The organism is Candidatus Magnetaquicoccus inordinatus (assembly GCF_004217665.1).
Lineage (GTDB): Bacteria > Pseudomonadota > Magnetococcia > Magnetococcales > Magnetaquicoccaceae > Magnetaquicoccus > Magnetaquicoccus inordinatus.
The window spans coordinates 1-16,259 of record NZ_RXIU01000062.1; the positions used below are offsets into that span (position 1 = coordinate 1).

The 16,259-nt window shown below is 53.6% G+C and carries 13 protein-coding genes and 1 pseudogene; all 14 read left to right on the forward strand.

What is annotated here, in order from left to right:
- Positions 1-254 precede the first annotated feature (254 nt).
- Positions 255-2,093, forward strand: coding sequence for an extracellular solute-binding protein (locus EJP87_RS06570; RefSeq protein ID WP_130471064.1), 1,839 nt, complete (start codon positions 255-257; stop codon positions 2,091-2,093).
- Positions 2,090-3,166 carry a microcin C ABC transporter permease YejB gene (locus tag EJP87_RS06575; protein WP_130471065.1) on the forward strand — a complete coding sequence of 359 codons (1,077 nt, stop codon included), beginning with the start codon at positions 2,090-2,092 and terminating at the stop codon, positions 3,164-3,166. The genes EJP87_RS06570 and EJP87_RS06575 overlap by 4 nt, the downstream gene beginning before the upstream one ends.
- A 104-nt stretch (positions 3,167-3,270) precedes the next feature.
- Positions 3,271-4,914, forward strand: a complete 1,644-nt coding sequence (locus EJP87_RS06580; RefSeq protein WP_130471066.1) for a glycosyltransferase family 2 protein — start codon at positions 3,271-3,273, stop codon at positions 4,912-4,914.
- A 40-nt stretch (positions 4,915-4,954) separates the two neighbouring features.
- The gene (gene rfbF, locus EJP87_RS06585) at positions 4,955-5,728 is read left to right on the forward strand and encodes a glucose-1-phosphate cytidylyltransferase (RefSeq protein WP_130471067.1); all 774 of its coding nucleotides are present in this window, start codon (positions 4,955-4,957) and stop codon (positions 5,726-5,728) included.
- A 48-nt stretch (positions 5,729-5,776) separates the two neighbouring features.
- Positions 5,777-6,847, forward strand: a complete 1,071-nt coding sequence (rfbG, locus tag EJP87_RS06590; protein WP_130471068.1) for a CDP-glucose 4,6-dehydratase — start codon at positions 5,777-5,779, stop codon at positions 6,845-6,847.
- Positions 6,847-8,181 (forward strand): lipopolysaccharide biosynthesis protein RfbH, encoded by a 1,335-nt coding sequence (gene rfbH / locus EJP87_RS06595; RefSeq protein ID WP_227657493.1) that lies wholly within the window; start codon positions 6,847-6,849, stop codon positions 8,179-8,181. The genes rfbG and rfbH overlap by 1 nt, the downstream gene beginning before the upstream one ends.
- An 18-nt stretch (positions 8,182-8,199) precedes the next feature.
- A complete protein-coding gene (locus EJP87_RS06600; RefSeq protein ID WP_130471069.1) occupies positions 8,200-9,015 on the forward strand; it encodes a transketolase in 816 nt (271 codons plus the stop codon).
- A 189-nt stretch (positions 9,016-9,204) separates the two neighbouring features.
- Entirely contained in the window at positions 9,205-10,113 is a 909-nt protein-coding gene (locus EJP87_RS06605; protein ID WP_130471070.1) for a transketolase family protein, read from the forward strand.
- A gap of 1 nt (position 10,114) precedes the next feature.
- Positions 10,115-11,056, forward strand: a complete 942-nt coding sequence (locus EJP87_RS06610) for an NAD-dependent epimerase/dehydratase family protein (protein WP_130471071.1) — start codon at positions 10,115-10,117, stop codon at positions 11,054-11,056.
- Between the two features lie 81 nt (positions 11,057-11,137).
- On the forward strand, positions 11,138-12,850 hold the full coding sequence (locus EJP87_RS06615; protein WP_130471072.1) for a glycosyltransferase family protein: 1,713 nt from the start codon (positions 11,138-11,140) through the stop codon (positions 12,848-12,850).
- 3 nt (positions 12,851-12,853) lie between these two features.
- Positions 12,854-14,227 carry a tetratricopeptide repeat protein gene (locus tag EJP87_RS06620; RefSeq protein WP_130471073.1) on the forward strand — a complete coding sequence of 458 codons (1,374 nt, stop codon included), beginning with the start codon at positions 12,854-12,856 and terminating at the stop codon, positions 14,225-14,227.
- 146 nt (positions 14,228-14,373) lie between these two features.
- Entirely contained in the window at positions 14,374-15,375 is a 1,002-nt protein-coding gene (locus EJP87_RS06625) for an AAA family ATPase (RefSeq protein ID WP_130471074.1), read from the forward strand.
- A 16-nt stretch (positions 15,376-15,391) separates the two neighbouring features.
- A complete protein-coding gene (locus EJP87_RS17485) occupies positions 15,392-15,577 on the forward strand; it encodes a hypothetical protein (RefSeq protein WP_153188661.1) in 186 nt (61 codons plus the stop codon).
- Between the two features lie 92 nt (positions 15,578-15,669).
- A pseudogene (locus EJP87_RS06630) lies at positions 15,670-16,259 on the forward strand (hypothetical protein); the annotation flags it as partial.

The window sequence follows — 16,259 nt, forward strand, 5'->3', positions numbered from 1 at the left end:
CAAATGCGCTTGCCCTGTGCAAACCCGACATGCACAGTTTCGCATGTGGCAACAATGAGAAAATTGGCAAATGCGCTTGCCCTGTGCAAAAGAGGGGCTGGTGATTGCCGGGCCGCTGGCATATGCTGGGTTGGGGAATATTCTGTACAACAAGGGAAAATAGAGAATAATCGCATGGACAAGAGAGAGAATGCACAATGAGTGAGCGCTGTGGGTGCAGAGAGAAACAAGGATTTTGTGGGCGTGGTGGCGCTATGGTCGGTTTGACGCAATATCTTGTGGCGCTGTTGTCTCTCCTGGTTGGCTTGGGGATGGCGTCGCCGCTGCAAGCAGCACACGGCATCAGCCTGGATGGACAGCTTAAATATGCCGCTGATTTTCAACGTTTTGCCTATACTTCCGAAAAGGCGGTTCCTGGTGGAACCTTGACCTTACATGCTCTGGGTACCTTCGATAAGATGAATCCCTATACCCTGAAGGGAACCCATCCCGATCTGTTGGCGGGGCTGCTGTTTGAGACCCTGACGGTACACTCTCTGGATGAACCTTTTGCCCAATATGGTTTGTTGGCCAAAGATATTCAGGTGGCAGGGGATGGTTTGTCGGTGCTCTTTGAGCTGCATGCGCATGCCCGTTTTTCTGATGGCACGCCGGTTACAGCGGAGGATGTGGCCTATTCGTTTACTGTGCTCAATTCGGACAAGGCGCACCCTCTCTATCAAAGCTATTGGCAGGATGTGCAGAAAGTGGTGGTGCTGGACAAGCACAAGGTGCGTTTTGAATTCAAGCAGAAAAATCGTGAATTGCCGATGATCACCGGGGAGATGCCGGTATTGAATCGGGCTTTCTACAGCAAACACCCCTTTGAAAAGGGCGATTTAACGGTTCCGGTAGGCTCTGGGCCCTATGTGGTGGAGTCGTTTGATCCTGGCAAAACCATCACCTATCGGCGCAATCCTGACTATTGGGGCAAAGATCTGCCGGTGCGGCGTGGCCAATATAATTATGAACGGGTGGTGGTAAAATATTTCAAGGATCCGGTGGTGGCTCTGGAGGGGTTCAAGGCCGGAGAGTTTGATTTTATCTTTGAAAACAACTCCAAGCAGTGGGCACGCGATTATGTAGGGGAAAAGTTTGAGCAGGGACGGATTCGCAAAGAGGAGCTGCCGCACAAGCAGGGGGCTGGGATGCAGGGATGGTTGTTCAACATGCGGCGCCCGCTGTTTCAGGATAAGCGGGTGCGTCAGGCGTTGACCCTGGCCCTTGATTTTGAGTGGAGCAACGAAAATCTCTTTCACAATCAGTATCGTCGTTCCGACAGCTATTTTTCCAATTCGGAGATGGCGGCGCGTGGTCTGCCCTCGCCAGCAGAGTTGGCCCTGCTGGAGCCGTTGCGGGCCCAACTGGATCCAGAGGTGTTTGCTGAGGTGCAGGCGCCACCGAGCACTGCCGCTCCCGGCTCGGTGCGCGCCAATCTGCGCCGGGCCGCCGAGCTGTTGAAGGAGGCGGGTTGGCAATTGGCCAGCGATGGTTTGCTGGCCAAAGGGGGACAACCCTTCAAGGTGGAGATATTATTGGCCTCTCCTGCCTTTGAACGGGTGATGGCCCCCTATGCGGCCAATTTGAAAAAATTGGGTGTCGAATTGAGCTATCGCACGGTGGATCTCTCCTTGTATCAGCGTCGTTTGGATAGCTTTGATTTTGATATGGTGGTGCACACCTTTGCCCAGTCGCAATCGCCGGGCAACGAGCAACGCGATATGTGGCACTCCGCCAGTGCCGATATTCAGGGCAGTCGTAACCTGATTGGTTTGAAAAATCCCGCTATCGATGCTTTGGTGGAGAAGATCATCTATGCGGAGAGCCGGCAAGCGCTGGTCACAGCCTGTCGGGCTTTGGATCGGGTGTTGTTGGCGGGTCACTATCTGGTGCCCAACTGGTATTTGAACTATTACCGGGTGGCCTATTGGCACCATTTGCAGCGTCCCGAGCAGTTGCCGCTCTATTATCAACCAGAGAGCTGGTTGTTCACCTGGTGGATAGGAGATGGCACGCGGGCAGCGCAACCGTCGTTGAAAAAGGTTGCACCGTGAGTGCCTATATTGTGCGCCGTCTGTTGTTGATGATTCCCACCCTGCTGGGCATCCTGGGGGTCACATTTTTGGTGATCCAGTTTGTGCCGGGAGGGCCGGTGGAGCGGATGATTGCCTTGTTGGAGCATCGTTCGGGTGGAGGAGCCGCAGGTGGTGGTGGCATGGAGGTGGCAGCGGGGGGCAGCAGTGGTGGCCTCTATCGTGGCAACCGTGGGGTGGCCAGTGAGCAGGTGGAGGCGTTGCGCCAACTCTATGGCTTTGACCGTCCGGCCTGGGAGCGCTTTGTGCACATGGTTTGGAACTATTTGTGCTTTGATTTTGGCGAATCCTATTATCATCACAAACGGGTGGTTGATCTGGTGGTCGAAAAATTGCCGGTTTCGATCTCCCTGGGGATGTGGAGCTTTTTTTTGACCTATCTGATCAGTATTCCCTTGGGGATTCGCAAGGCGGTGCGCCATGGCAGCCGTTTTGATGCCCTGACCTCGACTATCATTTTGATAGGCTACTCGATTCCGGGTTTTGTTTTAGGGGTGTTGTTGATTGTCTTGTTTGGTGGTGGGAGCTTTTGGGATCTGTTTCCGTTGCGCGGTCTGGTTTCGGACAATTGGTCTGAGCTCTCCTGGCCGCTGCGGGTGCTCGACTATCTGTGGCATATCACCTTGCCGGTGTTTGCTTCGGTGGTTGGCTCCTTTGCGGTGATGACCATGTTGACCAAAAACAGCTTTCTGGAAGAGATCTCCCGGCAATATGTGCTGACTGCCCGTGCCAAGGGGTTATCGGAGCGGGCAGTTTTGTACCGGCATGTCTTTCGCAATGCCATGATTCCGCTGGTGACCGGATTTCCCGGCTCCTTTGTGGCGGCCTTTTTCAGCGGTTCGCTGCTGTTGGAGACCATCTTTAGTCTGGATGGTCTGGGATTGTTGGGCTATGAATCGGTGATCAATCGCGATTATCCGGTGGTGATGGCCACGCTCTATTTTTTTACCTTGTTGGGATTGTTGACCAAATTGTTGACCGATCTGACCTATATGCTGGTCGATCCCCGTATCACCTTTGAACGGGCGGCCTGAGAGGGTACAGAAGCATGCGCGATGAGTGCAGATCTTGCATTGAGGCAAAGAGGTTTGGCGCAGAGCGCTGCCGGGATCTTTTTGGGCCGACGGGAGGTTGAGGCATGGAGACTATGCCGGAAGAGCGACGACTCTTTTCTCTTTGCATTCCCAGTTATAATCGGGGTCGCAAGGCATTGGCGCTGGTCGAGCGGCTGTTGCCGGAGATGGAGGAGCAGTGGGAGCTGTTGCTGCTGGACAATGGTTCCCATGAAGAGCAAGAGTTTTATGAGCAGATTGCGGCTTTGGCAGCACAGGCTCCGCGCTTGCGTTATGTGCGCCATGTGGCCAATCGTGAGTTTCATGGCAATTTTCTCGCTTGTTTGCAACTGGCGCGTGGCGACTGGATCATGGTGGCCAGTGATGAGGATTGGCCGCAGGTGGCAACCATCTGCAAACTCTTGCCGGAGATGCAGATGCGCAGCAATTTGGGGGTGGTGCGTGGCGCCTTGCCCTATCATACCCGCCCGGAGGGCTATTATCGGGCCGGCAGGGAGGCGCTGACCCAGTATGGGATTGCCAATACCTATATCACCGGCACCTTTTACCATCGGCAACTGTTGGAGCAGAAAGGGTTGCTGCAGCGCCTGCAGGCAGAAATTGCTGCCCATCGGGTCTATCCACATCTCTATTTGGAGCTGTTGGTAGGCAGTCAGTGCGATATATGGGTCAGTCAGAAGGTGGTGGCCACCGTGGGCGAAGAGCAGCAGAGTGGCAGCAATGCCGGACACTCTTCCCGCTATCATTCGGTCTATTCGTTGGGCAGCCGTTTGGATCTGATACTCTCTTTGCGCGATGGTTTGGCAGAGGCGGTGCATCTTTTGGGGCACCCTTTTGAGGTCAATCTGTTTTGCACTCTCTATTGGCAATTATGTACCGAAGCGTTTCGTCTGGTCAGCGAGGTCAATGCCCCGGTCTATTTGGATTATGGTTTGCATCCGGGTTTAACCCGCAAAGCGTTGCTCTATTTTTGTGCGGCGGCAATCAGCCACTATCCGTTGTTGCATCCCTACAAGGAGCGCATCCTGGCGGAGTTGGCGCGGATTTATGGTCAATATTGTGCGCCCCCGCAGAGCGAAGGGATCGGTGATCTGCAGCAATTTACCGGCTTGCTGGCAGAGATGAAAGCCTCTGCTGGAAAGAGTGACAGTTTTCTGGAGGCGATGTTTCGCCTGGATACAGCAGGCAATCTTACCGCTGTCAGTCAATATATTCAGAGTGCCGATTTTAATCCTCTGGAGATGGTGGCGGCGGTGGCACCCTTGTTGGCGCATGGCCGGGATCGTGCGGCCTTTGTGCTGGCTTTGCTGTTGAAAAAACGTGGGCATCGTCATCCCTCGGTGTTGTTGGCCTTGGCTTTGGGGGGGGCGGTCTGGAACCATACGACCATCTGGAGCGAGGCGGTGAGTGGCCTGCCAGAGCTGATGGCTGGGATGATGGCCAGTGAACAGCGTCGTTTTTATTTGCGTGTGCTGGTGCCCGCGCTGAGTGGACCGTTGCAGAAGGCGGTGGCGGTGGGAGATCTGGGCTGTGTACGCCAGTTGTTGGCGGTGGTCTATGCGGCGGTTCCGGATTTGCGTGGGCTGTTTAAGCAGGATCCTGCGGTCGTGGATCTCTTTGCTGCAGAGGCGCAACAGTGGTGTCGGGAACAGGCTGGAGTGGTTTTAACTGTTTTATATCGTGATCAAGCATGGTTGCCGGTTTTGTAAAGCGGTCCGAGGCGATTTTTGGGGTGGTGAGGAGTGGGCAATGAAGGCAGTCATCTTGGCGGGCGGCTTGGGTACACGATTGAGCGAAGAGACATCGGTGCGTCCCAAACCGATGGTGGAGATTGGAGGACGCCCTATTTTGTGGCATATCCTCAAGATGTATGCCCACTATGGAGTGAATGATTTTATCATTTGTTGCGGCTATAAGGGATATTATATCAAGGAGTATTTTTCCAACTATTTTCTGCATATGTCCGATGTCACCTATGATATGCGCGATAACCGTATGGAGGTGATGCAGCAGCGTGCTGAGCCGTGGCGGGTCACTCTGGTGGATACCGGGGAGCATTCGATGACCGGCGGGCGCCTGTTGCGGGTGGCTCCCTATTTGCGTGAGGAAGAGGCTTTTTGCTTTACCTATGGCGATGGGGTGAGCGATTTGGATATTGCGGCAAGCATTGCCTTCCATCGCCAGCATGGTCGTTGGGCGACCTTGACGGCGGTACGCCCTTCCAGTCGCTTTGGTCTTTTGGAGCTGCAGGGGGGGCGCGTACTCTCCTTTCAAGAGAAGCCCCGCTATGATGGTTCGGTGGTCAATGGTGGATTTTATGTGCTCTCTCCCAAGGTTTTTCAATTTTTGCAGGATGATGGCACCATTTGGGAGCAGGGGCCCTTGCAGCGCATAGTGGCTGCCGAGCAGTTGATGGCCTATGAACATGCTGGATTTTGGTATCCGATGGATACCTTGCGCGATAAGCACTATTTGGAGGAGTTGTGGACAACCGGGCAGGCTCCCTGGAAACGCTGGGAGTAGGGAGAGCAGAATAGTCGCAGGCAGGCAAACAGAGCTGGGGTAAGGGGTATGGTCGATCGGCAGTTTTGGCGTGGCAAACGTGTTTTATTGACCGGGCATAGCGGTTTCAAAGGCAGTTGGTTGAGCATCTGGTTGACAGAGATGGGGGCAGAGCTGTGTGGTCTGGCTTTGCCACCGCCGACCACACCCAGTCTGTTTGTGGAGGCGCGTCTGGCCGAGAGGATGGTCAGCCATGAGGGGGATATACGCGATGCGGAAGTAGTTTTGCGGGTTATGCGCGAGTGGCAGCCAGAGATTGTGATCCATATGGCAGCCCAGGCGTTGGTGCGCCACTCCTATGTGGATCCGGTCGGTACCTATGCCACCAATGTGCTGGGCACCGTGCATCTGTTGGAGGCGGTGCGCCAGGTGGCCTCGGTACGGGTGGTGATCAATGTCACCAGCGATAAATGTTATGAAAATCGCGAGTGGTGGTGGGGATACCGCGAAGAGGAGGCGATGGGGGGCCATGATCCCTATAGCAGCAGCAAGGGGTGCGCCGAGCTGGTCAGCAGTGCCTATCGCCGCTCTTTTTTGCAGCAGGCAGGAGTGGCTTTGGCCTCGGTGCGCGCGGGCAATGTGATTGGTGGCGGGGATTGGGCGGTTGATCGTTTGCTGCCGGATATTCTGCGTGGTCTGGCGCAGGGTGTGCCGATCTTGATTCGCCATCCGCACGCTTTGCGCCCGTGGCAACATGTGTTGGAGCCGTTGTCGGGCTATTTGTTGTTGGCACAGAGATTGTTTAGCGAAGGGGAGTCGTTTGCCGAAGGGTGGAATTTTGGTCCGCATGATGCAGATGTACGCCCGGTGCAGTGGATTGTTGAGCAGATGTGTCATATGTGGGGAGAGGGGGCAGAGTGGCGTCTGGCCGAGGGGGTGCATCCGCATGAGGCGCATCTGTTGCGTTTGGACAGCAGCAAGGCGCGGATGCGCTTAGGCTGGCAGCCGCGTTGGCCATTGGCGACCGCTTTGCAGCGCTGCATTCAGTGGCAGCACAGTTGGCTGGCGGGTGTTGCGGTGGCTCCTTTGTGTGTGGAGCAGATTGCCGCTTATGAGAACGATGGGGAGCAGGTAGGGTGATGAGTGGGATGGGGGAGTCGGGGGAGCGGACAGCGGAGTCGTTGCGTCGGGAGATTGCCGCATTGGTGGAGGGGTATGCGGCACTGGTATATGCGCCACAACCCTTTGTGCCTGGGGCAAGCATGGTTCCGGTTTCGGGCAAGGTGCTGGGAGCGGCAGAGTTGCAGGGGATGGTGGCGGCTTCCTTGGATGGCTGGTTGACCACAGGCCGTTTTAATGAGCAATTTGAAGAGCAGTTGGCCCGTTTTTTAGGGGTCAAATATCTTCTGACGGTCAATTCCGGCTCCTCGGCCAATTTGCTGGCCTTTGCCAGTTTAACCTCGCCACGGTTGGGCAAGCGGGCGATTCGGGCCGGGGATGAGGTGATTACGGTCGCAGCCTGTTTTCCGACCACAGTGAGTCCGATTGTGCAATATGGAGCGGTTCCGGTATTTGTGGATATTGATCCGTTGACCTGCAATGTGGATGTGGGACAACTGGAGGCGGCCTTGAGCCCGCGCAGCAAGGCGGTAATGTTGGCGCATACTTTGGGAAATCCCTTTGCCTTGGATGAGGTGGTGGCCTTTTGTCGTCGCCATGGTTTATGGTTGGTAGAGGATTGTTGTGATGCCTTGGGCAGCAGCTTTCGGGGGCGCCCGGTGGGCAGTTTTGGTGATATAGCGACCTTGAGTTTTTATCCGGCGCACCATATCACCATGGGTGAGGGGGGAGCGGTTTTTACCAACAATCCCGAATTGCGGGTGATTGCCACCTCGATGCGCGATTGGGGACGCGATTGTTATTGTCCACCAGGACGGGACAACACCTGCAACAAACGTTTTCAGAAGCAGTGGGGAGAGTTGCCGGCAGGTTATGATCATAAATATGTCTACAGCCATATGGGATATAACCTGAAAATTACCGATATGCAGGCAGCATGCGGCTTGGCGCAATTGCAGCGTTTACCGGAGTTTATCGCCGCACGCAAAGCCAATTATCGCTATTTGCGCGAGCGTTTGTTACCCTTTGCAGCACAGATGCGGGTGCAGGAGGCGACTGCAGAGTCGGATCCCGCCTGGTTTGGTCTGTTGTTGACCTTGCGCGATGACTGGGATCGTGTGCCGCTGCTCAAGGAGTTGGAGCGGCAGAAGATCGGGACCAGACTGTTGTTTGCGGGCAATATTTTGCGTCAGCCCTGTATGGCAGGGCAAAACTATCGGGTGATAGGTGAGCTGGAGCATACCGAGCGGGTGATGAAACAGGCGTTATGGTTGGGACTCTATCCGGGATTGACGGAGGCCCATTTATCGTTCATGGTCGAGAGGTTGTCGGCCTATTGTGCGGCGGCGTCTTAAACAATACGGAGCAGGGTGATGAACAGCCGACTATTGGCCAATACCATGCGTGTTTTGGCGTTGCAGATGGTGACGCGGGCCAAGGCATCGCATATCGGCAGTGCTTTATCCATTATCGATCTGGTGGCGGTCTTGTATGCGGATGTGTTGTCGGTGGATCCGGGCAATCCGCAATGGTCGGAACGGGATCGTTTTATTTTGAGCAAGGGGCATGCCTGTGTGGCGCTCTATGCCGCTTTGGCAGCACAAGGCTTTTTTCCGTTGCCGGAGTTGGAGGAGTATGGGCGGGATTTTTCCGATTTGATGAACCATATCAGCCATAAGGTATCCGGGGTGGAGTTTTCCACTGGATCGTTGGGGCATGGCCTGCCCTTTGCGGTGGGCAAGGCGTTGGCGGGCAAGCGGGGTGGCAAGGGCTGGCGGGTTTGTGTGCTGGTCAGTGATGGGGAGATGGATGAGGGCAGCAATTGGGAGGCGCTCTTGTTTGCGGCGCACCATCGTCTGGATAACCTGCTGTTATTGATTGATTATAACAAATTGCAGAGTTTGACCACAGTGGCGGAGACGCTGGCGTTAGAACCCTTGGCAGAAAAGTTGCGGGCCTTTGGTTGGGCGGTGACCGAGGTGGATGGGCATGATCATGAGGCGGTGCGGAGCGCCTGCAAAGGTTTTCCCTGGCAGGTGGGCAAACCATCGGTCTTGCTTGCCCATACGGTAAAGGGCAAGGGTGTCAGTTTTATGGAAAATCAGGTGGTGTGGCACTATCGCAATCCCAGTGAGGAGCAGTTGGCGCAGGCGTTAGAGGAGTTGGCGCAGGCGCGGGAGGCGGGTTAGCCGAAAGCAAAACAAGGTGCTTCAGGAAAAGCGGATCCACGCTTGATGGGCTAGGGGTTGGGGAGAAACTCTTCCAGCTTGTTGTCTCTATCTCACCAGGGCCGATCTCTACTCCTGGAACCCATTCATATTGTCCATTGCTCTTGCCGGGATGGGCGATGAGAGACTATTTCCTGAAGGAAGGATGCGATGCGGCGGGCATTTATAGAAGAGTTGCTCTCTTTGGCCTCTGAAGAGGAACGGATCGCCCTGATGGTGGGAGATTTGGGCTATTCGGTGGTGGAGCCCTTTGCCGAACGTTTTCCTGAACGTTTTATCAATGCGGGTGTTGCCGAACAAAACATGATGGGGATGGCAGCAGGGATGGCCTCGGAAGGATACCGGGTATTTGTCTATTCGATTGCCAATTTTCCTACCTTTCGCTGTGCCGAACAGATTCGCAATGATGTGGCCTATCACCGTTTGCCGGTGACGGTGGTAGCGGTTGGGGCGGGTTTGGCCTATGGCAATTTGGGCTATTCGCATCATGCGGTGCAGGATTATGGTCTGCTGCGTCTGCTGCCCAATATGTTGTTGGCAGCTCCAGGGGATCCGTTGGAGGTGCGGGCCTGTTTGCGTTATCTGATTGCCCATCCGCAGCCGGCCTATCTGCGGATTGGCAAGGTCGGCGAACCCTCTCTGCATGCTGAGGTGCCTGAGGTGCGACCTGGGGAGTGGTTGCCGGTGTTGCAGCGCGGTGGGAACAAGGTGTTGTTGAGTACCGGAGCCACATTGCCCTTGGCCCGGCAATGGCTGGAGCAGCCCGCTTTTGCCGATTATGATCTGTACAGTTTGCCTTTGTGGGGGATGGAGCATAAGCAGCAGCAGGCAGAGCAGGTGGCCCGTTTTGCCCAGGTGGTGACGGTGGAGGATCATTTGGCGGATGGGGGCTTTGCCTCCTGGATGCGTGAGGCGCTGGCCGAGCAGCCAGAGCTGATGTTGCGCCATCGGGGGCGCTCCTTGTCGGCACGGGTCTGCGGGGTGGTGGGCAGTCAGAGCACTTTGAATGCCTATGGTGGTTTGCGTGCCGATGGCGCCAGTACAGAGGAGGGAGTCTAGGATGGCAATAGCCCTTGTGGGTGCCAGCAGCCAGATTGCTCGGGATCTGATCCTCTCCTTTGCCGAACAGAGTACGCAGCCTCTCTCTCTTTTTGTCCGGGAGCCACAGGCGCTGCAGAGCTGGTTGGCGACAGTGGGGTTGCAGAATCGCTATGCAGTGGCCGACTATGGCCATTTTGGCGAGGCGGAATACCAGGCGGTGATCAACTTTGTCGGCGTGGGGGATCCGGCAAAGGCGCTGCGCATGGGGGGGTCGGTTTTGGAGGTCACCTGGCATTATGATACGCTGGTTTTAGACTATCTGCGGCGCTATCCGCACTGTCGCTATCTGTTTTTAAGCAGTGGCGCAGTCTATGGTTCCCGTTTTATGGAGCCGGTGAATGAACAAAGCGTGGCGCAGTTGCCGGTGAATGCCCTGACGCCGCAAGATTATTATGGCATTGCCAAGCTGCATGCCGAATGCCGACATCGCGCCTGTGCAGAGTGGCCGATTGTCGATTTGCGGGTTTTCAACTATTTTAGTCATACACAGGATCTGGCGGCGCGCTTTTTGATTACCGATCTGTTGCGGGCCATTTTGCGCCGTGAGGTGGTGCGGGTATCGCCAGATTATATAGTGCGTGATTTTTTGCATCCTGCCGATTTTTATCGGCTGGTTTGTGCGGTGTTGCAGGCGCCACCGAGCAATCTGGCTGTGGATTGTTACACCCTGGCGCCAGTGGATAAGCCTGCTCTTTTGGCAGCGTTGCAGGAAAAGTTTGCCTTGCAGGTAGAGATGGCAGCAGGGGCGGCGGTCAACGCCACAGGAAGCAAGCCGCACTATTATTCGTTGCAGCGGCGGGCGGCTCAGTTGGGTTATCAGCCGCAATTAAGTTCGTTGCAGGGGATTGTACTGGAGGCGGAGAAGGTGTTACGCAGGGAAGAGCAGGGCAAGGGAGGATGATCCCATACAGGGAGATCCAGGAGGGGTTATTCCCCTTTTGGGAGAGGATAGCGGTATATCATTTGAGCGGATAACAGGACGATGGCTGAGACGAACCCGACATTATTAGAAGAAATTTTACAATTGGATGCGGCTGGCAACCTGCCTGGGGTGATGACAGCGGTGACCTCGCGGCCTTTTCATCTGCCGGAGGTGTTGTTGGTTTTGCAGGCATTGTTAAACCGGGGTCGTTTGCGCTCTGGGTTGGTAGTAGCCATGCTCTTGACAAAAAATGGTTTTAAGCATTGGACGATCTCTTTGGCACTGGCCTTTGGTGGTCTGGTATACAGGCGGGAAGAGGAAGAGGCGCTGGGAATGGCGCAACTGCAGGAGCAGATGGATGGCTTGGATGTGACGCAGCAGGATCTGGTGCATCAGCAGGTGGTCTCTCCGTTGCAGGAGTTGTTGGTGGAGCAGCATTTGGTGGATAAAACGGGAGAGTCGATTCCGCCGGTAGAGCATTTGAACAGCTCGATGGCGCGCATGGTGGAGATTCATTTGCGCAACAAAGCGCAATCGTTGGAGAGTCGTCCGTTAAATGATGAGGAGTGGTGGCGGATCTTGGCGATGTGCCGGGCGGCGCATCCGTTGTATCGGAAGCTGTTTGATATGCAGGCCCCCATTCCGCGCTATACTTTGAAAAATTTGCAAAAGGCCGGCCGAGCGCGTGCTGATTTATTGCGTTATCCGCTGCCGGATCCCTCGCTGCCAAAGCAGCGGCGCCGGGTGATGATTTTTATCCGCGATTTTTATATTCCACGACGGATCAAGGTGGGGATGGAGCGTTATGGTTGGGATGTGCTTTACCATGGCACCATCAGTTGGCAGATGACCGAGGAGGATATTCGCGAGGTGTTGCAGCAGTGTCGGCAGCAGCAGACGGAGTTGTTGTTGCTGCATTTTGATCAGGTGGTGGGTGTGCGCCACATGAAGCCGATTTATGAGATGTTGCTGGTGTTGCGCCGTGAGCTGCCGCATATCAAACTGGTGGTGACCACTTGTGACATTTGGGGCTTGCGCAAGGATACTCTGGAAGGGGCGCCCGATCCGCAGATCAACAATTTTGCCCGGCAGTTTATTGCTTTGTTTGATGCCATTTGGGCATCGGACTCCCCTTCATTGCCGACGGTTAAAAATGATCCTTTGTTTGCCGAGCGGATTTTGAATCTGCATGTTCCACATGCCGGTTTTGATGCGGCACCGGATCGGCCGTTACGCTTGCCGATGTTGTATATTGGCTCGGAGGTCGAGAAGCGTTTGACACGCAAATTTTATTTATTGGCGTGTGAGCGTTATGGTTTGCCGGTAGAGCGCAAGGATCATTTTTTTATTCCCGATAAAAATCTGGCACCTTTGGAGTTGTGGGTGCCGGAGGGATCGGAGTCGTTAGCCACCTATGGTCAGCATATGCGCCGGTTGCAGGAGGCGACCTGTTGTTTGCATTTTAGCCGTGGCCCGGAACCACGCACGCTGAACCATGGTATTGTCACCCATCGCAGTTTTGAGGTGCCGATGAGTGGAGCTTTATTGATTCAGGAGTATGCGACCGATATGAGTCGTTATTTTATACCTGGCGAGCACTATTTGGAGTTTAATTCGGTCGCTGAATTGGCGGGGATAGCGCAATTTATCATCAAGCGTCCTGAAGAGGCGGAGGAGATTCGGCGGGCGGGCAATGCCTTTGCCCGTGAGCATTATAGTGATGAGAAGATTATTGGCTATTTGGAGCAATTTTTGTGGCCGCAGGGGAGTTGAGGGATGGCAAAAACAACACACTCTCCGTTGCGTGAGAGCAGCAAGAAGGTGATGGATCGCCAGGGTTTGCAAGCGATTGTGCAGCGGGTTGTGGAGCTGCACGCGGAAGGGAGCGTGGCCCAGGCTTTGGCATTGGTGAATCAGACGATTACGGCGATGCCGCCGGATGCCGATTTATATAATCTGGCGGCAGTTTGTCATTTGCGTTTGGGCAATGCCGAGCAGGCGGAGGCCAGCTATCGTCAGGCATTGACGGTTCGTGCCGACCATGCGGAGACCCATTTTCATTTAGGCAGTTTGTTGCGGGAGTTGAAGCGGGAGGAGGAGGCGGAGAGCTGTTATCGGCAGGCGTTGCAGTGCAGGCCAGGGCATGCCGGGGCGCAGGCGGAGTTGCAGTTGTTGCTGGACAATCGAAGCAAGGCCCAGGAGGAGGCGTTGCGGGAGGAGGAGCGGCGTCGGGAGAGTGCCAAGCGTTTGCCTGTACCGGCAGGGTTGTTGCGCAAATCGCGACCCTATTTGATTGTGACCCCGTGGTATCGGCACAGCAGTGCCGGGATTGTGGCGTTGCACTATTTGTGTCATGAATTGAATCAATTGGGTTATGAAGCCTATTTGTTTGTCTGGATGCAGCCGCGTTTGCCGGCGGGGATGCGTCCCTTGCATCCGCATTGGAATACACCGGTGATTACGGTGCCGTTGGAGGAGAATCCGTTATGGCAGCGGATCAAGGATCGGGTGATTGTGATCTATCCTGAGATTATTTCGGGCAATCCGGTACATGCAGAGCGTGTGGTACGCTATATGTTGAATCGGGAGTCGGCGGCGCAGACCACTCGCATGGGGACGGATGATTATATTGTGTCGTTTTCCAAGATGTTTACCATGAGTCATTTTGTGTTGTACATGCCGGTGAGTTTGGATTTGGCGATTTTTCATGATCGGGATCTGGAGCAGGAGCGGGTTCAGGATATGTGTTGGATCGGCAAGGGAAGTTTGTATGGGGTACAGGAGAAGCCGCCGGAGGGGTGTGTTCCAATCACCATCACCTGGCCGGCGACGCGGCAGGAGTTGGGGGACCAGTTGCGCAAGAGTCGCTTTTTATACACCTATGATGCTTTGACCAGTTTGACAGTAGAGGCAGCGTTGTGTGGGGCGGTGCCCGTGATCAAACATTTTGGGCCGTGGAGTCGGCGTGATTTTGAGTTCAGTGAGTTGGGGATTGATGGGGTGGCGATGGCCGATACCCCGGAGGAGATTGAGCGGGCGGTGTTGAGCCGTCCTGGGTTGTTGGAGCGGGTGCAGAGGGTGATAGCGGAGATTCCACAGAAGATCCTCTCCTTTGCTCAGGCAACACAACATTTTTTTCAGTATCGGTAGGAGGTCCGATAGGCGGCATGGTATTGTTTATTGTGGTACGCAAATGTACCGCAGTGATTGGCAGGTGCAGAGGATGATTATTCTTGACAGTTTCGCAAAAAATTGTTATGTTATAGTAACTTAACCTGCTTCGAGTGGGGCATGAAATGGCAAGCGCGGAACAGATCAAGGCGTTGCTCAAATCGTACATTGATGACGATGAGAGCCATTTTTTCTCCGTGGCCATGCAGGTTGCTGCCCATGAGGCCAGGCTTGGCCATGGCAAACTGGCCGATGAGTTGCGCCAACTGATCGATGTGGCCAAAGCACGGCGCAGTTCTGGCTCTTCTTTTTCCAACAAACCCATTCCCATCAGCCAACCGCGTGGTGAGTTGGCTGGTCTGCTTGAGGTCTCTTATCCAAAATTCAGACTCAACCATATGATCCTGGAGGAGACAGTTGTAGAACGTCTCAACCGGGTAATCAGAGAGCAGCGCAATCTGGCCAAAATTCAGGAATATGGTCTGGCCCCCCGGCGCAAGATTCTTTTGGTTGGCCCTCCCGGTACAGGAAAAACCATGACCGCCTCTGTTTTGGCTGGCGAGTTGGGGCTTCCCCTGTTTCAGGTCAGGCTGGATGCGGTGCTCACCAAATATATGGGTGAGACGGCAGCCAAACTGCGCCAGATTTTTGATGCGATAACAGCGACACGCGGGATCTATTTTTTTGATGAATGTGATGCCATTGGTTCACAACGGGGGTTGAGCAATGATGTGGGTGAAATTCGCCGCGTGCTCAACAGCTTTTTGCAGATGCTCGAACAGGATCAGTCGCAGAGTGTCATCATTGCTGCCAGCAATCATGCAGAAATCCTGGATTATGCACTCTTCCGCCGTTTTGATGATGTGATCGAATATGGTCTGCCCAACCAGGAGCAGATTATTTTAACCTTGCAATCACGCCTTATTACTTTCAAACTGGATACAATCCGCTGGGAGTTTCTTGCCGAAGTTGCCGATGGCTTGAGTTATGTGGAGATTGTTCGTGCCACTGAAGATGCCATCAAGGATAGCATTATTCATGATCGCAACACGATTTCCGAAGAGGAGATCGCAAAGGTTCTGCGCGAACGCAAAGCTGTCCGTATTGGCAAATTTTCTTCGTTATAATTCTGCTTAGAAAAGGGTGGTTGAAAATAAAATGGATACTGGTGCGCAACGTGAAATTGTTGACGAGGTAATTAGAAGAAGACTATCAGCAAAGATAGAACCAAGTGATATTGTTGATGAGATGACACGACATGGCATCGATAAAGAGGTCGCTCAACTCATGTTACACATCAACAAAAACTGGTTTCAATATATAAAATAGTTGTACAAAAAATACAAAATTTCGCCCAACAGGAACAGGTTATTCAATATCTTCAGTCAATTGGTGTATCCGAAGAGATAGCATTAAATCTTGTGGATACGGTTGCCAGAGCGCCTTATATTTTACAGCAGGTGAGAGAAGATAATACAAAATCAGAAAGCAGGTTTCTTGCAAATGATCTCTTCAGGATAACCTCGCAATATGGAGAAGAGATTATTCTGAAAAGAATATTTGATATAATTGGAGTCTCTGATAATCCCTGGTGCGTCGAATTTGGTGCCGGTGAACAGGCATGGAATGTCCACTCCTTTCTTCTTGAGGGTTGGCGAGGAGTTTTGATTGAGCGTGATCCTGATAAATTTAAAATGTTATCCATTTGTTATAAAAACATGCCTCGAATTAATTTATTCAATTTATCCATAAGTTTCCATGGCGCAACTTCTCTCAATAATTTGTTTAAAACAACAGATATTCCAAGGGATTTTGATATAATCAGCATAGATATTGATGGCAATGATTACCATGTTTGGAATCTTCTTACTGATTATAGGTCAAGAGTTGTTGTTATTGAGTTCAATCCGCGCATCGGTAATGATGTCATTTTCGTACAAGCGGCCAATTTTGAAATTAGCGAAGGTTGTTCGTTGCGAGCGCTTATAGAACTTGGCAAGTCTAAAGGTTA